General features: G+C 58.4%; 17 protein-coding genes. 3 read left to right on the forward strand and 14 right to left on the reverse strand.

Annotated elements, in window-relative coordinates:
- Positions 1 to 165 precede the first annotated feature (165 nt).
- The 9 genes from aceA to ACOI8A_RS19450 form a co-directional block, all read right to left on the reverse strand.
- Positions 166 to 1,491: an isocitrate lyase gene (aceA, locus tag ACOI8A_RS19410; protein WP_033057066.1), complete on the reverse strand. Its 1,326-nt coding sequence runs from the start codon at positions 1,489 to 1,491 to the stop codon at positions 166 to 168.
- Positions 1,492 to 1,967: 476 nt separating this feature from the next.
- Positions 1,968 to 2,720 (reverse strand): secretin N-terminal domain-containing protein, encoded by a 753-nt coding sequence (locus tag ACOI8A_RS19415; RefSeq protein WP_420648971.1) that lies wholly within the window; start codon positions 2,718 to 2,720, stop codon positions 1,968 to 1,970.
- A gap of 178 nt (positions 2,721 to 2,898) precedes the next feature.
- Entirely contained in the window at positions 2,899 to 3,324 is a 426-nt protein-coding gene (locus ACOI8A_RS19420; protein ID WP_025108996.1) for a GNAT family N-acetyltransferase, read from the reverse strand.
- Positions 3,317 to 4,489 (reverse strand): JmjC domain-containing protein, encoded by a 1,173-nt coding sequence (locus ACOI8A_RS19425; RefSeq protein ID WP_420648970.1) that lies wholly within the window; start codon positions 4,487 to 4,489, stop codon positions 3,317 to 3,319. Before ACOI8A_RS19425 ends, ACOI8A_RS19420 begins: the two co-directional genes overlap by 8 nt.
- 86 nt (positions 4,490 to 4,575) lie before the next feature.
- The gene (purB, locus tag ACOI8A_RS19430) at positions 4,576 to 5,946 is read right to left on the reverse strand and encodes an adenylosuccinate lyase (RefSeq protein WP_420648969.1); all 1,371 of its coding nucleotides are present in this window, start codon (positions 5,944 to 5,946) and stop codon (positions 4,576 to 4,578) included.
- A gap of 126 nt (positions 5,947 to 6,072) precedes the next feature.
- Positions 6,073 to 6,696, reverse strand: coding sequence for a high frequency lysogenization protein HflD (gene hflD / locus ACOI8A_RS19435; protein ID WP_420648968.1), 624 nt, complete (start codon positions 6,694 to 6,696; stop codon positions 6,073 to 6,075).
- Positions 6,693 to 7,817, reverse strand: coding sequence for a tRNA 2-thiouridine(34) synthase MnmA (gene mnmA, locus ACOI8A_RS19440; RefSeq protein WP_420648967.1), 1,125 nt, complete (start codon positions 7,815 to 7,817; stop codon positions 6,693 to 6,695). The genes hflD and mnmA overlap by 4 nt, the downstream gene beginning before the upstream one ends.
- A 59-nt stretch (positions 7,818 to 7,876) precedes the next feature.
- Positions 7,877 to 8,323, reverse strand: a complete 447-nt coding sequence (locus ACOI8A_RS19445; RefSeq protein WP_420648966.1) for an NUDIX hydrolase — start codon at positions 8,321 to 8,323, stop codon at positions 7,877 to 7,879.
- A gap of 203 nt (positions 8,324 to 8,526) precedes the next feature.
- The gene (locus ACOI8A_RS19450) at positions 8,527 to 10,752 is read right to left on the reverse strand and encodes an NADP-dependent isocitrate dehydrogenase (protein WP_420648965.1); all 2,226 of its coding nucleotides are present in this window, start codon (positions 10,750 to 10,752) and stop codon (positions 8,527 to 8,529) included.
- Between the two features lie 480 nt (positions 10,753 to 11,232).
- Between ACOI8A_RS19450 and icd the strand changes: the two genes are divergently transcribed.
- A complete protein-coding gene (icd, locus tag ACOI8A_RS19455; protein WP_420648964.1) occupies positions 11,233 to 12,489 on the forward strand; it encodes an NADP-dependent isocitrate dehydrogenase in 1,257 nt (418 codons plus the stop codon).
- Positions 12,490 to 12,577: 88 nt separating this feature from the next.
- Here the strand turns inward: icd and ACOI8A_RS19460 are convergent, their stop codons facing one another.
- The gene (locus tag ACOI8A_RS19460; protein ID WP_420648963.1) at positions 12,578 to 12,859 is read right to left on the reverse strand and encodes a cold shock domain-containing protein; all 282 of its coding nucleotides are present in this window, start codon (positions 12,857 to 12,859) and stop codon (positions 12,578 to 12,580) included.
- A 226-nt stretch (positions 12,860 to 13,085) separates the two neighbouring features.
- On the opposite strand from ACOI8A_RS19460, the gene clpS reads away from it, so the two are divergent.
- A complete protein-coding gene (clpS, locus tag ACOI8A_RS19465) occupies positions 13,086 to 13,469 on the forward strand; it encodes an ATP-dependent Clp protease adapter ClpS (RefSeq protein WP_236483710.1) in 384 nt (127 codons plus the stop codon).
- 30 nt (positions 13,470 to 13,499) lie between these two features.
- Positions 13,500 to 15,770, forward strand: coding sequence for an ATP-dependent Clp protease ATP-binding subunit ClpA (gene clpA, locus ACOI8A_RS19470; protein WP_420648962.1), 2,271 nt, complete (start codon positions 13,500 to 13,502; stop codon positions 15,768 to 15,770).
- A 943-nt stretch (positions 15,771 to 16,713) separates the two neighbouring features.
- Here clpA and infA read toward each other — a convergent pair.
- The 4 genes from infA to ACOI8A_RS19490 form a co-directional block, all read right to left on the reverse strand.
- Positions 16,714 to 16,932, reverse strand: a complete 219-nt coding sequence (gene infA / locus ACOI8A_RS19475; protein WP_002553999.1) for a translation initiation factor IF-1 — start codon at positions 16,930 to 16,932, stop codon at positions 16,714 to 16,716.
- Positions 16,933 to 17,044: 112 nt separating this feature from the next.
- The gene (locus tag ACOI8A_RS19480; protein WP_420648961.1) at positions 17,045 to 17,752 is read right to left on the reverse strand and encodes an arginyltransferase; all 708 of its coding nucleotides are present in this window, start codon (positions 17,750 to 17,752) and stop codon (positions 17,045 to 17,047) included.
- A gap of 58 nt (positions 17,753 to 17,810) precedes the next feature.
- Positions 17,811 to 18,491 (reverse strand): leucyl/phenylalanyl-tRNA--protein transferase, encoded by a 681-nt coding sequence (gene aat / locus ACOI8A_RS19485; RefSeq protein ID WP_420648960.1) that lies wholly within the window; start codon positions 18,489 to 18,491, stop codon positions 17,811 to 17,813.
- 11 nt (positions 18,492 to 18,502) lie between these two features.
- Positions 18,503 to 18,934 (reverse strand): hypothetical protein, encoded by a 432-nt coding sequence (locus ACOI8A_RS19490; protein ID WP_420657801.1) that lies wholly within the window; start codon positions 18,932 to 18,934, stop codon positions 18,503 to 18,505.
- Between the last annotated feature and the right edge of the window lie 2 nt (positions 18,935 to 18,936).

The raw sequence follows: 18,936 nt of genomic DNA on the forward strand, positions 1-18,936 counted from the left end.
CCGTTTTATCCGATTTTTCCTGCACGCGTACCGACCTGAATCAATGTTTTGAGCGTGCTGATGCGCGGACAAAAAAACGCCCCGAACCAGTCGGGGCGTCAGATGTTCAGCGCTGCGGTTAGCTTTTACTCGATCCGCAACGGCTGTCTACTCGGGCGAAGTCGATCAGTGGAACTGTTCTTCTTCGGTCGAACCGGTCAGCGCGGTTACCGAGGACGAGCCACCCTGAATCACGGTGGTCATGTCGTCGAAGTAGCCGGTGCCCACTTCCTGCTGGTGCGCCACGAAGGTGTAACCCTTGGAAGCGTCAGCGAATTCCTGCTCTTGCAGCTTCACGTAGGCAGTCATGTCGTTGCGGGCGTAGTCGTGCGCCAGGTTGAACATGCTGTGCCACATGTTGTGAATGCCGGCCAGGGTGATGAACTGGTGCTTGTAACCCATGGCAGACAATTCGCGCTGGAACTTGGCGATGGTCGCGTCGTCCAGGTTTTTCTTCCAGTTGAAGGAAGGCGAGCAGTTGTACGACAGCAGTTGGTCCGGGTATTCCTTTTTGATCGCTTCGGCAAAGCGACGGGCTTCGTCCAGATCCGGCTTGGCGGTTTCGCACCAGATCAGATCGGCGTACGGCGCGTAAGCCAGGCCACGGGCGATCGCTTGGTCGAGACCGGCGCGAACCTTGTAGAAACCTTCCTGAGTACGCTCGCCAGTCACGAACGGCTGGTCGTACGGATCGCAGTCGGAAGTCAGCAGGTCAGCGGCGTTCGCGTCGGTACGGGCCAGAATGATGGTCGGTGTACCGGCAACGTCAGCAGCCAGACGCGCAGCAGTCAGCTTCTGTACGGCTTCCTGGGTTGGTACCAGAACCTTGCCGCCCATGTGGCCGCATTTCTTCACGGAAGCCAGTTGGTCTTCGAAGTGAACGCCGGCGGCGCCTGCTTCGATCATGCTTTTCATCAGTTCGTAAGCGTTGAGTACGCCGCCGAAACCGGCTTCAGCGTCAGCCACGATCGGTGCGAAGTAGTCGATGTAACCTTCGTCGCCCGGGCCTTTGCCGGCTTTCCACTGGATCTGGTCGGCACGACGGAACGAGTTGTTGATGCGCTTGACCACGGTTGGAACCGAGTCCACCGGGTACAGCGACTGATCCGGGTACATCGATTCTGCGGAGTTGTTGTCCGCAGCAACCTGCCAGCCGGACAGGTAGATTGCCTGGATACCGGCTTTCACCTGTTGTACTGCCTGGCCGCCGGTCAGGGCGCCCATGCAGTTGACGAAATCTTTGTCGGGACGGAAGGACGGCTTGGCACCCTGGGTGACCAGGTTCCACAGCTTCTCGGCGCCGAGTTTTGCAAAGGTGTGCTCTGGTTGAACCGAGCCACGCAGGCGGACGACGTCAGCAGCGGAGTAAGCGCGGGTCACGCCTTTCCAGCGCGGGTTTTCAGCCCAGTCTTTTTCAAGGGCTGCAATTTGCTGTTCGCGTGTCAGTGCCATGGAGATAAACCTCGTCGCGTCTTTTATGAAAAGTTGTTCTGCGGTGGAAAATTCCTTGCGCTCGCTGACCAGAAGCTTAGGCGGTCAGGTCGGGTTCGGCGGGGCAGGCGACGGGATGAACGATGGGCTCGAGGGGAAGTGAGCAGGTAAAGGCGTACTGGCGGGCGCATTCGGGCGTCGTGGGCCTCTATACGAACTACAGTGTGATGCCGGGTTACCTAATTACGCTTCCGTCCCTCGGGACAACTTCGTTCCAGTCGGCAACCTCGTCAAACACACCTTGTGGGCGGTACAGACACGAAGCGGTTCGCGGGGTTGGTGCGAACGTCGCTTCGAAGGCCCTTGCCAGGGCCTCTGATTAGCGGGAGCGAGGCCATCATGCCTTCGCTTTTTTGGCCCGTCAAACGTTTTGTAGTGCTTTTTTACAAGCACTACATCTTTCGTCTAATACGACTAATCAGTCAGTTTTCGGTGCTTTAGTCCAGGCTGTCGACTTTCACCCGCAACGTCATGTCATCCCGGCCTTGAGTAGAGTAGCTGCGGGTCAGGCCCTGTTTGTCGGCCTGGGTCTGGCTGTTGACGCCGGCGAGAGTGATCCACTCGCCCAGTCTCCCGGTGACAGTTGTGTCGGTACTCTGCACGTTCACTACATCGGGACGTTCCTGGCTCATGCGGTCACGGTTGGTACTGATCGACAGATGAACGATGTCGCCAGTGACGCTGGCAGTCACGTAGAAGCCCTGCGTGACGTTGCGATACTCGGTCTGGCTGCGCTGATCGCCGTAGGAGTCGGTCTGGCTGCTGGTGAGCGGCACGCTCTGGCCGACCTGGATCAGCGCCGGTGCGCCTTCGCTGGCCTGCACTTGCTGAATGCCGCCGTCTCGGCTGGTGGTGCTGCGGCTGATGATCCGTGTTTGCGAGCCATTCACCGAATAGCCTTCATCGCCGCGACCGTTGTTTTCATTGGTATCGACAGTGATCAGCAGGCGCTTGGGTGCGGTGTCGAGCTGCGAGAGCAGGCTCTTGAGTTCTTCGATCTTGCCCGGTTCAGCATTTACAATCAGTTGATTGCCATAGGCGCTGACCTTGCCGTCCGTGCCGATGAATTCCTGCGCCACCGGTAGCATGTCGGCGCTGGTGTGGTATTTGAGGGGTACGATTTCTGTGGCTGCCAGCACCGAAAAACTGCAGCCAAGCAGCAGGGTGGTGAGCAGGGTGCGTAGGGACATGTCCGTTATCTCCGCGTTCGAAAGGCTTGATATTGCCAGTTTGTCGGCCCGGGGTGGGGCAAGTTGAATGCCAGACAGCAAAACGCCCCGGCATCCGAAGATGGCGGGGCGTTTACTGATGTCCATTTACTGCTTTTTGTGGTGAGGGGATCTCCAGAGCTCACAGGATCTCTGCTGATCAAGCCGAATGGCGAACCATGTCGACATGCGGAATCCCGGCTTCAAGGAATTCTTCGCTGACCAGACTGAACCCCAAGCGCTCATAGAACGCCGTGGCCTGCACCTGGGCGCTGAGCATCTGCTGCTTCAGTCCGCGCGCTTCAGCTTCGGCAATCACCGCTTGCATCAGCGCATCACCGACCTTCATCCCGCGCCAATCTTTCAGCACCGAAACCCGGCCAATGTGCCCGTCAGGCAGCAGGCGGGCGGTGCCGATTGGAAAGTCGCCTTCGAAAGCCAGGAAGTGCACGGCCGTTGCATCGTCGGCGTCCCACTCCAGCTCAGGCGGAACCGATTGCTCGGCAATGAACACCGTTTCGCGAATGCGGCGGATCTCGGCGATGTCCTTTTGCCAATCTGCAACACGTACGCGAATTTTATTCATCGTCGGCGAACCCCAGGCTCCCTTGCTTCACCAGCTCGCACAGCAGGCCACGACCGTCTTCGTCGTTCAGCCACTCACCGAGGTTATCGGTGTGCAGCGCGTCAGCGGAGCAGATCAGCTTGAGCAGTTCGCGCAGTTTGCCCGGCAGGTAACGGCTCTGGCCGCTGGCGAACAACAGCAGATCGTCATCGACTTCCGACCACGCCAGACGCGCGCTCGGGTTGCGGATCAGAATGGCGCCGTCCTGCAGGGCGCTGAGGAAGTCTTCTTCTTCGACTTCTTCCGGGCCGGCAACCAGCTCCGGATAGCGCGGCTCAGTCATGTATTGGCCGAACCAGGTCAGCAGCAGACGCTCGTCGCTCATGTGCTCGGCGAGCAGCGCTTTGAGGCGGCCGAGTGCATCGTGCTGGATCTGGTGCGGATCGCTGACCGGTTGTGCATCAGCGTCGGTGTAGCGCTCTTCGTCAGTCAGGAACTGGCTGAGGAAGTCGGTGAAGTGGGTCAGCACTTCAGCGGCGCTCGGGGCGCGGAAACCGACCGAGTAGGTCATGCAGTCATCCACGGCCACGCCGCAGTGCGCCAGACGCGGCGGCAGGTAGAGCATGTCGCCGGGTTCCAGCACCCACTCTTCGGTCTGTTCGAATTCGGCAAGGATGCGCAGGTCCGCGTGCTTGAGCAGCGGGCTCTCGGAGTCGCACATCTGGCCAATCTTCCAGTTGCGCTTGCCCTGGCCTTGCAGCAGGAACACGTCGTAGTTGTCGAAGTGCGGACCCACGCTGCCACCCGGAGCGGCGAAGCTGATCATCACGTCGTCGACGCGCCAGCTCGGCAGGAAACGGAAGTTCTCCAGCAGTTCGCTGACTTCCGGGACGAACTGATCGACCGCTTGTACCAGCAGGGTCCAGTCCTTTTCCGGCAGTTTGCTGAATTCGTCTTCAGCGAACGGGCCGCGACGCAATTCCCATGGGCGCTCGCCGTTTTCGATCACCAGGCGCGATTCAACTTCTTCTTCCAGTGCCAAGCCGGCCAGTTCATCGGCATCGATCGGGCTTTCGAAATCTGGAATCGCCTGACGCACCAGCAATGGTTTTTTCTGCCAGTAATCGCGCATGAATTCACGCGCAGTAAGGCCGCCCAGAAGTTGAAGAGGAATATCAGGATTCATGTGTAACCTATTGAAAAAATGTATTTTTCAGACGGGAATAAAAACGCCCGGCGCTGCCGGGCGTCTCAAACGGGTCCAGCAGTCGATCAGATGCGTTTGGCTTGTGCCACAGCGTTGCCGATGTAGTTGGCCGGGGTCAGTAGTTTCAGCTCGGCTTTCGCGTCGGCTGGCATGTCCAGACCGTCGATGAAAGTCTGCAACGCTTCAGGGCTGATGCCCTTGCCGCGGGTCAGTTCTTTCAGCTTCTCGTACGGGTTTTCAATGTTGTAGCGACGCATCACAGTCTGAATCGGCTCAGCCAGGACTTCCCAGCAAGCGTCCAGATCAGCGGCGATCTTCTGCTCGTTCAGCTCAAGCTTGCTGATGCCTTTGAGGCTGGCTTCGTACGCGATTACGCTGTGGGCGAAGCCGACACCGAGGTTGCGCAGGACGGTGGAGTCGGTCAGGTCGCGCTGCCAGCGGGAGATCGGCAGTTTGCTCGCCAGGTGCTGGAACAGTGCGTTGGCGATGCCCAGGTTGCCTTCGGAGTTTTCGAAGTCGATCGGGTTGACCTTGTGCGGCATGGTCGACGAACCGATTTCGCCAGCGATGGTGCGCTGTTTGAAATAACCCAGGGAGATGTAGCCCCAGATGTCACGGTCGAAGTCGATCAGAATAGTGTTGAAGCGCGCAATGGCGTCGAACAGCTCGGCGATGTAGTCGTGCGGCTCGATCTGCGTGGTGTACGGGTTGAAACCCAGGCCCAGCTCGTCTTCGATGAAGGCGCGGGCGTTGGCTTCCCAGTCGATCTGCGGGTAGGCCGACAGGTGCGCGTTGTAGTTGCCGACAGCGCCGTTGATCTTGCCCAGCAGCGGAACGGCAGCGACCTGAGCGATTTGACGCTCGAGACGGTAAACCACGTTCGCCAGTTCTTTACCCAGAGTGGTCGGCGAAGCCGGTTGACCGTGGGTGCGCGAGAGCATCGGCACGTCGGCGAAACGGATCGCCAGTTCGCGGATGGCTTCGGCGGTCTGGCGCATCAGCGGCAGCATTACATCATCACGGCCTTCACGCAGCATCAGAGCGTGGGACAGGTTGTTGATGTCCTCGCTGGTGCAGGCAAAGTGGATGAATTCGCTGACGGCGGCCAGCTCAGGCAGCTTGGCGGCTTGCTCTTTGAGCAGGTACTCGATGGCTTTTACGTCGTGGTTGGTGGTGCGCTCGATCTCTTTGACGCGCTCGGCGTGCTCCAGCGCGAAGTTTTCCGCCAGTTCATTCAGAACGGCGTTGGCCTCGGCGGAGAAGGCTGGCACTTCCGGGATACCGGCGTGAGCGGCCAGGCGCTGGAGCCAGCGCACTTCAACCAGAACGCGGGCACGGATCAGGCCGTACTCGCTGAAAATTGGGCGCAGGGCCTGGGTTTTGCCGGCGTAGCGGCCGTCAACAGGGGAAACCGCAGTGAGCGAAGAAAGCTGCATGGGGTGTTCTCGGACAGTCGGGCAACGAAATGGGGCGCGTATCATACATGAAAAATTCCGCCGGTCCGTTGCCAACTGACCGGCGTATTACGCGTTACAGACTACAAAGCGTTTGTTGCCGGCGATTTACTCGCTGCGCATCAGTGGATACAGCTCTTTGAGCAGCTTGCGCCGGCTGATCACCAACTGCCAGCGATGGCCGCCGAGCTGACGCCACAGGCGCGCCGAACGAATCCCGGCGAGCAGCAGGGCACGGATTTTCGACGCGTTGCTCGGCTGTTGCAGATTGCGCATGTCGCCGTGCACCTGGATGCGTTGGCGCAGGGTGCTCAGGGTGTCCTGATACAGCGCGCCACACGCAGCAATCACGTTTTCATGCGCCGGGCCGAAGTGTTCGACCTGCGACTGGATTTGCGGCAGGCGCTTGCCAATCGCATCGAGCATGTCTTCGCGCTTGGCCAGTTGCCGCTCAAGACCGAGCATCGCCAAGGCGTAGCGCAGCGGCTCGCGCTGCAAGGTGCTTGGATCGCGTTCGAGGGCGCCGATCAATGCGCGATAGCCTTCACGCAGATTGAGGTCGTCGCCGCCGTACACGTCCAGCGTGTCTTTCGGGTCGCGTACCAGCAGGCTGCCGAGCATGCAGGTCAGGCCGGCTTCGCTGGTCTGGCCGCTCTTGGCGATGCGGTCGACCAACACGGCCGCGAGAAACACACCGCCGAGCGCCGTCAGTTGTTCCTGAGTCGGGCTCATGCCTGGCCGCTCCACGGCTCGGCGACTTCGATCACGCCGCCACCGAGGCAGATTTCACCGTCATAAAACACCACCGACTGACCTGGCGTGACTGCGCGTTGCGGTTCGTCGAACACGGCGCGATAGCCGGTCGCGGTTTGCTCAAGGGCGCAAGCCTGATCGCTTTGGCGATAACGCACTTTGGCGGTCAGGCGACGCGGCTGGCTCAGATCAATCGGGTTGACCCAATAGATTTCCGAGGCGAGCAGGGCGCCGGAGAACAGCCACGGGTGGTTGTTGCCCTGGCCGACGATCAGCTCGTTGGTGTCCAGATCCTTGCGCAGTACGTACCACGGCTCGTCGCCGGCGTCTTTCAAGCCGCCGATGCCCAAGCCCTGACGCTGGCCGATGGTGTGGTACATCAAGCCGTGGTGACGGCCGATGACTTCGCCTTCGGTGGTCTTGATCTCGCCCGGTTGTGCTGGTAGGTATTGCTTGAGGAAGTCACTGAAACGACGTTCGCCGATGAAGCAGATCCCGGTGGAATCTTTCTTCTTGGCGGTGGCCAGCTCGTATTTCTCGGCAATCGCGCGCACTTCAGGCTTTTCCAGCTCGCCAACCGGGAACAGAGTCTTGGCTATCTGTTCGCCGCCAACGGCATGCAGGAAGTAGCTCTGGTCCTTGTTTGCATCAAGGCCTTTGAGCAGTTCGGTGCGGCCATCGATGTCACGGCGGCGCACGTAGTGGCCGGTGGCGATCAGGTCGGCACCGAGCATCATGGCGTAGTCGAGGAACGCCTTGAACTTGATCTCGCGGTTACACAGGATGTCCGGGTTCGGCGTGCGTCCGGCCTTGTACTCGGCGAGGAAGTGCTCGAACACGTTGTCCCAGTACTCGGCGGCAAAGTTGGCGGTGTGCAGCTTGATGCCGATCTTGTCGCACACGGCCTGCGCATCCGCCAAGTCATCCATGGCGGTGCAGTATTCCGTTCCGTCGTCTTCTTCCCAGTTCTTCATGAACAGGCCTTCCACCGCGTAACCCTGCTCGATCAGCAGGAGAGCGGAAACGGAAGAGTCCACGCCGCCGGACATGCCGACAATGACGCGCTTCTTGGATGTGTCAGAAGGGGCTGGATCACGCATAGGGATTCAATGAGTGTCTTGAAAAAGGACGCGATTCTAGCAGGCTCACGCCCGCAAGGCTAAAGGGAAGGGCGGATCAGTTCGAGACTGAAGTGATTGCCGGCCAGGTAATCGTCGATGCAACGGATGATCAGCTCGCTGCGCCAGTGCTCGCGCTGCGCGATCAATTCGTCGCGGGTCAACCACTTGGCGCCGAGGATGCCGTCGTCGAGTTGATAATCCGGGTGGTGTTTCAGGGCTTTGGCGGCGAAGCAAATGCGCTGGTAAGTCACGCCGTTGCTCGGGGCGGTGTACAGATAAATGCCGATCACGCCTGTGGGTTCGACGTCCCAGCCGGTTTCTTCAAGGGTTTCACGGATCGCGGCTTCGATCAGGGTTTCGTCGGGGTCGAGATGGCCGGCGGGCTGATTGAGCACGTTGCGCCCGGCCTTGAGCTCTTCGACCATCAGAAAGCGGCCCTTGTCCTCGACGATGGTGGCGACGGTGATGTGGGGTTTCCAGTCCATAGGTGTCCTCAGCTGTTGAATATTGAAATCCGATCCCTGTGGGAGCTGGCTTGCCAGCGATTGCAGTGGGTCAGTCACCATCATCGTTGAATGATAATCCGCTATCGCTGGCAAGCCAGCTCCCACAGGGTTTTGTGGTGATCATAAAGCCCGGAAACACAAACCCCGGCACTGGGCCGGGGCTTGTTTGCCGCGCTACAACCTTACACCAGCGCAGCAATCGCCGCGTTCAGTGTTGCGCTTGGGCGCATGGCCTTGCTGATCAGCTCGGCATTGGCGTGGTAGTAACCGCCGATGTCGACTGGCTTGCCTTGAACGGCGTTGAGCTCGGCGACGATGGTCGCTTCGTTCTCGGTCAGGGTCTTGGCCAGAGTCGCGAACTGCGCTTGCAGTGCAGCGTCTTCCGTCTGGGCGGCCAGGGCTTGTGCCCAGTACATCGCCAGGTAGAAGTGGCTGCCGCGGTTGTCGATGTTGCCGACTTTGCGCGATGGCGACTTGTTGTTGTCGAGGAACTGACCAGTGGCCTGATCCAGAGTCTTGGACAGAACCAGCGCTTTCGGGTTGTTGTAGTTCACACCCAAATGCTCGAGCGAGGCTGCCAGAGCGAGGAACTCGCCCAGCGAATCCCAGCGCAGGAAGTTCTCTTCAACCAGTTGCTGCACGTGCTTCGGAGCCGAACCGCCAGCACCGGTTTCGAACAGACCACCGCCGTTCATCAGCGGCACGATCGACAGCATCTTGGCGCTGGTGCCCAGCTCCATGATCGGGAACAGGTCGGTCAGGTAGTCGCGCAGAACGTTGCCGGTCACCGAGATGGTGTCCTTGCCGGCGCGGGTGCGCTGCAGGGTGAACTTCATTGCGTCGACCGGCGCCATGATCTGGATGTCCAGACCGGCAGTGTCGTGATCCTTCAGATACGCCTGAACTTTCTCGATCACCACGCCATCGTGAGCGCGCATCGGGTCGAGCCAGAAGATCGCCGGGGTGCTGCTTGCGCGGGCACGGTTGACTGCCAGTTTGACCCAATCCTGGATCGGCGCGTCTTTGGTCTGGCACATGCGGAAGATGTCGCCGGCTTCAACAGCCTGCTCCATCAGCAGGGTGCCTTTGCTGTCGGTCACGCGAACCACGCCGTCGGCCTTGATCTGGAAGGTCTTGTCGTGGGAACCGTATTCTTCGGCTTTTTTAGCCATCAGGCCAACGTTCGGCACGCTGCCCATGGTGGTCGGATCGAAAGCGCCATTGGCTTTGCAATCTTCGATCACGGCCTGGTAGATGGTTGCGTAGCAACGATCCGGGATCACAGCCTTGGTGTCGTGCAGCTGGCCGTCGGTGCCCCACATCTTGCCGGAGTCACGGATCATGGCCGGCATCGAGGCGTCGACGATAACGTCGCTCGGCACGTGCAGGTTGGTGATGCCTTTGTCGGAGTTGACCATCGCCAGCGACGGACGCGCAGCGTAGACCGCAGCCATGTCAGCTTCGATCTGCGCTTGTTGTTCGGTCGGCAAAGCCTTGATGCGGGCGTACAGGTCGCCGATGCCGTTGTTCAGGTTGAAGCCGATCTGAGCCAGCACGTCAGCGTGCTTGGTCAGGGCATCTTTATAGAACTCGGCAACGATCTGGCCGAACATGATCGGGTCGGAGACCTTCATCATGGTCGCTTTCAAGTGCACCGACAGCAGCACGCCTTGTTGCTTGGCGCTTTCGATTTCAGCAGCAATGAACGCACGCAGGGCGTTTTTGCTCATCACGGCGCAGTCGAGGATCTCGCCGGCCTGAACGCTGGTTTTTTCTTTCAGAACGGTAGCGCTACCGTCCTTGGCGATCAGCTCGATCTTCACGGCGTCAGCGGCGTCGATCAGGGCAGCTTTTTCGCTGCCGTAGAAATCGCCGGTGCTCATGTGAGCGACGTGGGACTTGGAGTCTTTGGCCCAGGCGCCCATTTTGTGCGGGTGCTTGCGCGCGTAGTTCTTGACCGACAGCGGAGCGCGACGGTCCGAGTTGCCTTCGCGCAGAACCGGGTTCACGGCGCTGCCCTTGATCTTGTCGTAGCGCGCCTTGGCTTCTTTGTCGGCGTCGCTGGTTACGGTTTCCGGGTAGTCCGGCAGGTTGTAACCCTGAGCTTGCAGTTCCTTGATCGCGGCTTGCAGTTGCGGAACCGAAGCGCTGATGTTCGGCAGCTTGATGATGTTCGCTTCAGGCGTAACGGCCAGGTCGCCCAGTTCGGCGAGGTGGTCGGCTACGGCTTTGTCACCCAGTTGCTCGGGGAAGCTGGCCAGAATGCGCGCTGCAAGAGAGATATCGCGAGTTTCCACGGCGATATCGGCCGAGGCGGTGTAAGCCTCGATGATCGGCAGCAGGGAATAGGTGGCGAGGGCCGGGGCTTCGTCGGTGAAGGTATAGATGATCTTCGAGCGGGTGGGCATATTCGGATTAACTCTCTCTTCTTTGCTAAAGCATGCGCAGAAACTCGAGGGGCGCCGGGTAAGCGCGTTCGTTCAAAGTCAGCCATGAACCGAATGTCGAGATTCTTCGCGGTGATGTTGGGTGCATCAGTAGAGCGTCAAGCAGTCAGGCTGCGATAACAACCTGCCTATAGGTCGGAAAGTCTCGTTCTAGAGAGGCCAGCCGCCGTGACCCTGTGGTCAGCGGGCGGCATTATACATAGGTAGCTGGCAATCTGCCGATGGTTCATATGCAACGATTCTCGTCCATTGGTCTAAAGGTCGCAGGGCAGGGTGGGGCGTAGAGTCGTTGCGAATGCTTGAGATTGGCGCTTTTCCCTTTGCTTTCAGGCTTGTACGAAACGCTTTGTGCCTGCGCCCGGAACATGGGGTTTGCGTGTTGATTTAACTGGGTTACGCTCGGACCAAGCCAGATGTTCAATCCAAACAATGGAGTTCAGCATGGGTTACAAGAAGATTCAGGTTCCAGCCGTCGGCGACAAAATCACCGTCAACGCAGACCATTCTCTCAATGTTCCTGAGAACCCGATCATCCCCTTCATCGAGGGTGATGGCATTGGGGTTGATATCAGCCCGGTCATGATCAAGGTTGTCGATGCTGCCGTTCAAAAAGCTTACGGCGGCAAGCGCAAGATCTCCTGGATGGAAGTCTACGCTGGCGAGAAAGCGACTCAGGTTTACGATCAGGACACCTGGCTGCCTCAGGAAACGCTTGATGCAGTCAAGGATTACGTGGTTTCCATCAAAGGCCCGCTGACCACCCCGGTCGGTGGCGGCATTCGTTCGCTGAACGTGGCGCTGCGTCAGCAGCTCGATCTGTATGTCTGCCTGCGTCCGGTGCGCTGGTTCGAAGGCGTGCCTAGCCCGGTGAAAAAGCCAGGCGATGTCGACATGACCATCTTCCGCGAAAACTCCGAAGACATTTACGCAGGTATCGAATGGAAGGCCGGCTCGCCGGAAGCGACCAAGGTCATCAAATTCCTTAAAGAAGAAATGGGCGTCACCAAGATCCGTTTCGACGAAAACTGCGGCATCGGCGTCAAGCCGGTTTCGCTGCAAGGCACCAAGCGTCTGGCGCGCAAAGCACTGCAATACGTGGTCGACAATGACCGCGATTCGCTGACCATCGTGCACAAAGGCAACATCATGAAGTTCACCGAAGGTGCCTTCAAGGAATGGGCCTACGAAGTGGCGGCCGAAGAGTTCGGCGCGACCCTGCTCGACGGTGGCCCGTGGATGCAGTTCAAGAACCCGAAAACCGGCAAGAATGTTGTGGTCAAAGATGCAATCGCCGATGCCATGCTCCAGCAAATCCTGCTGCGCCCGGCTGAATACGATGTGATCGCGACCCTTAACCTCAACGGTGACTACCTGTCCGACGCACTGGCGGCAGAAGTGGGTGGTATCGGTATCGCACCGGGTGCCAACCTGTCCGACACCATTGCCATGTTCGAAGCGACCCACGGTACTGCGCCGAAATACGCCGGCAAGGACCAGGTCAATCCGGGCTCGCTGATTCTGTCCGCCGAGATGATGTTGCGTCATATGGGCTGGACCGAAGCCGCCGATCTGATCATCAAGGGCACCAATGGCGCGATCTCCGCCAAGACCGTGACCTATGACTTCGAGCGTCTGATGGACGGCGCCAAGCTGGTTTCTTCCTCCGGCTTTGGCGATGCGCTGATCTCGCACATGTAAACGCCCCTGTAATAATCAGCTACAACAAAACCGCCCGGCTCGAGTGATCGAATCGGGCGGTTTTTTCTGGCAGGTGGTTTTTGTCGCTTTAGCTGGTTACCGTTTGATGCGCGGCGGCGGCCGAGGCGGCATCTGTTGCGACCGCAGCGCAAGTAATCTTGACCGCATGCAGGCCTTTCGGGCCTTGCACAATGTCGAATTTAACCAGTTGCCCAGCCTTGAGGGTTTTGTATCCGTCCATCTCAATGGCGGAGTAATGGGCGAAGAAATCGATTCTATTGCCGTCCTCGTCTTTCCCTTGGGGGGCGTCGGTATTGATGAAACCGAACCCCTTGGCGTTGTTGAACCACTTCACCGTGCCGACAAACATGCTCAAATCCCTCTGCAACAGTCTCCATCGCTGGAGTATCATCCAATGAGTCCGCAGTCATCTTCATAATATAAAGATTGACTCCGCGGATCTTTTTTACCCACTGTGGGTTCTATTGGTTGTAACACCGTTTTCCCGATAGTCAAGGTGACCGGGCAGTCGGAGTTGAAAACGTGCCAAAGCGCCCCCACCACTGTATTTGCACAACTGACGAACCTTTCTTTCCATGCATGCAATCAGCCAGATTCGACTAACATTCAATCAGGATCGCCCGACCTTCCAAAAGGATCATCCGGAGGAACACGACGACGATTCGGCGGGCGTTGCTGTTCAGGAAGCAAAGCCTGCGTTGCAGGCGCCACCGATGTACAAGGTGGTTTTGTTTAATGATGACTACACACCGATGGATTTCGTCGTCGAAGTGCTCGAGGTGTTTTTTAACCTGAATCGCGAGCTGGCGACCAAGGTCATGCTGGCCGTCCACACAGAAGGGCGGGCAGTATGTGGAGTGTTTACCCGTGACATCGCCGAGACAAAGGCCATGCAGGTCAACCAGTACGCCAGGGAAAGCCAGCATCCGCTACTCTGTGAAATCGAGAAGGACGGTTAATCGCCGACCACTTGGGTATGAGGTGAAGCTATGTTAAACCGCGAGCTCGAAGTCACCCTCAATCTTGCCTTCAAGGAGGCTCGTTCGAAACGTCATGAATTCATGACCGTCGAACACCTGCTGCTGGCGCTATTGGATAATGAGGCTGCCGCCACCGTTTTGCGTGCCTGCGGCGCAAACCTCGACAAACTCAAGCATGATCTGCAGGAGTTCATCGACTCCACCACGCCATTGATCCCCGTCCACGACGAAGATCGCGAAACCCAGCCAACCCTGGGCTTTCAGCGTGTACTGCAGCGTGCTGTCTTTCATGTACAGAGCTCGGGCAAACGCGAAGTAACCGGCGCCAATGTGCTGGTTGCAATCTTCAGTGAGCAAGAGAGTCAGGCAGTGTTCCTGCTGAAACAGCAGAGCGTTGCGCGCATTGATGTCGTCAACTACATCGCTCACGGCATCTCCAAGGTGCCAGGGCACGGCGATCACTCTGAAGGTGAACAAGATATGCAGGACGACGAGGGCGGTGAGTCTTCTTCTTCAGGCAATCCTCTGGATGCTTATGCCAGCAATCTCAACGAACTCGCACGTCAGGGGCGAATCGACCCGTTGGTCGGCCGTGAAATGGAAGTCGAGCGTGTCGCGCAGATTCTCGCGCGCCGCCGTAAAAACAATCCGCTGCTGGTAGGCGAAGCAGGCGTGGGTAAAACCGCGATTGCCGAAGGCCTGGCCAAGCGTATTGTCGACAACCAGGTGCCCGACCTGCTGGCGAACAGCGTGGTGTATTCGCTGGATCTTGGCGCGTTGTTGGCCGGCACAAAGTACCGTGGCGATTTCGAGAAGCGCTTCAAGGCGCTGCTCAATGAGCTGAAAAAGCGCCCTCAGGCGATCCTGTTCATCGACGAAATCCACACCATTATTGGTGCGGGTGCCGCGTCCGGTGGCGTCATGGATGCCTCGAACCTGCTCAAGCCACTGCTGTCGTCCGGTGATATCCGCTGCATCGGCTCGACCACCTTCCAGGAGTTCCGCGGGATCTTCGAGAAGGATCGTGCCTTGGCTCGGCGCTTCCAGAAGGTTGATGTGTCGGAGCCTTCGGTGGAAGACACCATCGGTATCCTGCGCGGTCTGAAGGGGCGTTTCGAAACGCACCACAACATCGAGTACAGCGATGAAGCCTTGCGTGCCGCTGCCGAACTGGCTTCGCGCTACATCAATGACCGGCACATGCCGGACAAAGCCATCGATGTAATCGACGAGGCCGGCGCCTACCAGCGTCTGCAACCGGTCGAGAAGCGCGCCAAGCGCATCGAAGTCCCGCACGTTGAAGACATCGTGGCCAAGATCGCGCGGATTCCGCCGAAGCACGTCAACACGTCCGACCGGGAGCTGCTGCGTAACCTTGAGCGGGACCTGAAGCTGACGGTGTTTGGTCAGGACGCGGCGATCGATTCGCTGTCGACCGCGATCAAGCTGTCGCGCGCCGGTCTGAAGTCGCCTGACAAGCCAGTCGGTTCGTTCCTGTTCGCGGGGCCAACCGGTGTCGGTAAAACCGAAGCGGCGCGGCAGTTGGCCAAGGCGCTCGGGATCGAGTTGGTGCGTTTCGACATGTCCGAGTACATGGAGCGTCACACCGTATCGCGTCTGATCGGTGCGCCTCCAGGGTATGTCGGTTTTGATCAGGGCGGTCTGTTGACCGAAGCGATTACCAAGCAACCGCATTGCGTGCTGCTGCTCGACGAAATCGAGAAGGCGCATCCGGAAGTCTTCAACTTGCTGTTGCAGGTGATGGACCACGGTACGCTGACCGACAACAACGGACGCAAGGCGGATTTCCGCAATGTGATCGTGATCATGACCACCAACGCTGGTGCCGAAACTGCGGCGCGTGCTTCGATCGGTTTCACCCATCAGGATCATTCGTCCGATGCGATGGAAGTGATCAAGAAGAGTTTCACGCCGGAATTCCGCAACCGTCTGGATACCATTATCCAGTTTGGTCGCCTCAGTCATGAGGTCATCAAAAGTGTGGTGGACAAGTTCCTCACCGAACTTCAGGCGCAGTTGGAAGACAAGCGTGTGTTGCTGGAGGTGACTGACGCGGCGCGTAGCTGGATTGCGGCGGGTGGTTACGATGCGGCGATGGGTGCACGTCCGATGGCGCGTCTGATTCAGGACAAGATCAAGCGTCCGTTGGCGGAGGAGATTCTGTTTGGCGAGCTGGCCGAGCATGGCGGTGTGGTACACATCGACATCAAGGATGATGAGCTGACGTTTGACTTCGAAACTACGGCGGAAATGGCCTGACATTGTTGTTAAGCGAAAGGCGCCTTCGGGCGCCTTTTTTGTTTTGCGGGTTTTTTGGTTTTGGGTGTTTATCCGTTTTTTTGGTGATGGCGAGTTAGGGTTCCGCCCTTACGGCGGGTCACTTTGGCAAACGCCCCAAAGTAACCAAAGGTCTTTACCCTGACGTTCGGCCCTCGCTGGGGCTCGGGTTCCTTCGCTCCGGGATCGATCCGGGGGCATCGCCTCCGGTTTGCTGCGCTGCACCTCCTCTCGATGTGTTCGACTTCGTCGAACGGTCGCTGCGCTCCCACCCCTGATCAATCCCTCCACTCAGCCTGCCGACGGGCGCTTGCGATCAAAAGCCTTGCTCGAGCTAACGCTCATCGTGGTGAGTGGTGAGGGGCGGGTGTTCGGCTTTGGTTTTGCGGTGGATTTACCCCTCACCCCAGCCCTCTCCCCCAGTAGAGGGAGCCGATTGGTGTGCTTTTCAAAACCTGAGTTCAACGCGGTATCGCACGTCGGCGCACCTCTGCCAAACCACTCGGTCAGTTCCCTCTCCCTCTGGGAGAGGGTAAGGGTGAGGGGCTCTTGATCCGGCTTTTGATGTGGCTTTGATGTGGCTTTTGATCTCCAGCCCCATCGGCAGGCCGAGCGTAGGCGTCCATCAGGGGTAGGCGCGCAGCGCCGTGCGGCGCAGCCGCATTCATCGAGAGGAGGTGCAGCGCAGCAAACCGGAGGCGATGCCCCTGATGGGCGCCGTAGCGAGGGAACACTGAGCCTAAGCGAGGTGCCGTACGCCGGGGCGCAAAGCCTTTTGCTTACTTTTCGGCGTCTGGAAAAGTGAGTCGCTGTAAGAGCGAAACCGCCAGCCGCCGCTACCCAGAAAACGGATATGCCCCCAATCCCAAAAAACAAGCACACACAAAAACGCCCGGCATAAACCGGGCGTTCTGTATTGACTTGATTAACGAGCGCGGTAAGTAATACGCCCTTTGCTCAAGTCATAGGGCGTCAGCTCGACGCGCACTTTGTCACCGGTAAGAATACGAATGTAGTTCTTGCGCATCTTGCCGGAAATATGCGCGGTTACGACGTGCCCATTTTCCAACTCCACACGAAACATGGTGTTGGGCAGGGTGTCGACGACAGTGCCTTCCATTTCGAAGCTGTCTTCTTTCGACATGCAGTAAAGCCCTCGGTATCCAATGAATGGCCCGGTGCAACTGCGCCAGGCAAAAGCGGCGTGCATTGTGCCCGAAAAATGGTGTTTACGCCAAGGGGTTTACGGCTCGCGTTTAGTTGAGGACAACCCAGCGCTGATTAATCAGTAGTTCTATGGGTCGATATTGGGTCTTGTAGCTCATCTTTTTGCAGTTCTTGATCCAGTATCCGAGGTACACCGCTTCAAGCCCCAGGCGCTGGGCCTCGGCGATTTGCCACAGGATTGCATAGCGACCGAGGCTGCGGCGCTCTTCTGCTGGCTCATAGAAGGTGTATACCGCCGACAGGCCGTTCGGCAGCAGATCGGTCACGGCGACTGCCAGCAACCGTCCGTCGAGACGAAATTCGTAGAAGCGCGAGAAGGGCAGGTCGCGCACCAGAAAAGTCGAGAATTGATCGCGACTGGGCGGGTACATATCGCCGTCGGCATGGCGCTGTTCGATGTAGCGCTGGTAGAGATCGAAATATTCTTCGCTGAAGCCTGGTTTCACCGGGCGAATCTGAAGGTCGACGTTGCGCTTGAAGATGCGCTTCTGCTGTCGGTTCGGGCTGAACTGCGCGACCGGAATACGCGCAGGTACACACGCATTGCAGTTCTGGCAATGTGGGCGGTACAGATGGTCGCCGCTGCGACGAAAGCCCATTTCCGACAGGTCTGCGTAGACGTGCACATCCATGGGCTGGCTAGGGTCGAGAAACAGGGTTGTCGCCTGCTCCTCGGGCAGATAACTGCAAGAGTGGGGCTGAGTGGCATAGAACTTCAACCGCGCCAACTCGGTCATGAATCAAACCTCGGGATAAGCTGGTTAATCAAGTGTAAGCCACGCGCGCAAAAGTCGCTCAGCAAACCCAGGTGGCACGATTGGGTTGATCGAGATGACGGCCCAGATAGTCGGCGAATGTCGAGCGCGAGATCGCGCGGGCGCCGAGGCTGTGCAGATGATCGGTCGGCATCTGGCAGTCGATCAGCACGAAGCCCGAGTCTTTCAGATGCTGCACCAGAGTGGCAAAGCCGAATTTCGAGGCGTTGTCGGCGCGGCTGAACATCGACTCGCCGAAAAACAGTTGGCCCATCGCCAGGCCGTACAGGCCGCCGACCAGTTCGCCTTGATTCCAGACTTCCACCGAGTGTGCGAAGCCGCGCTGATGCAGTTCGACGTAAGCATCCTGCATGGCTTGGGTGATCCAGGTGCCATCGGCGTAGTCGCGCGGCGCGGCGCAGGCGCGGATCACTGCATCGAAATCCTGATCGAAGGTCACTTGATAGCGTTGTTGGCGCAGCAGTTTGCCGAGGCTGCGCGAGACGTGCAGTTCGTCGGGAAACAGCACGGTGCGCGGATCGGGCGACCACCACAGGATCGGCTGGCCCTCCGAGAACCACGGAAAGCAGCCGTGCCGATAGGCCTGGATCAGGCGATCGGCAGAAAGATCGCCACCGGCGGCCAGTAATCCGTTGGGATCGCGCATGGCCTTTTCCAGTGGCGGAAAATTCAGGGAATTACGTTGCAACCAAGTCAGCATGGCGTCCGGGCTTACAGAAGGGGAGGGTAGTAGGCGCTCAGGCCCGCGCTCAAGTGTGCCGTTAAATGGCGGCCATGTCCTGCCGATCCTGCACAACGCATGCACTGCTGCAACTTGATGCGATATGTGCGGTCGTAAGCGGACTTCATGATCGCCCGCAATGTGTGCTTCGCCGCGTTCATCGCGATGTTCATCAAATAGCCCTCATAAGCCTTTGTAACAAAACATAATGCATGCTCAAATTGAGCCGCAGCTTTTGCCCGTTTGACTATGCTGTGAAACATGGCATCGGACGCGCAAACCCGTACAATGCCGGGCTGTTTTAGAATCTTCGCTACGCGCCCCGGTTTATTAATCCCGGCGTGCAGTGTTAAAAGTAGTCCCAGTTGCGCCTGCTCACTTTTTTTATCTGCCTGGATCGGGCAGTTTTTATTGTCATTCAATA

It is taken from the genome of Pseudomonas sp. P4795, assembly GCF_048822895.1.
Taxonomy (GTDB): Bacteria; Pseudomonadota; Gammaproteobacteria; order Pseudomonadales; family Pseudomonadaceae; genus Aquipseudomonas.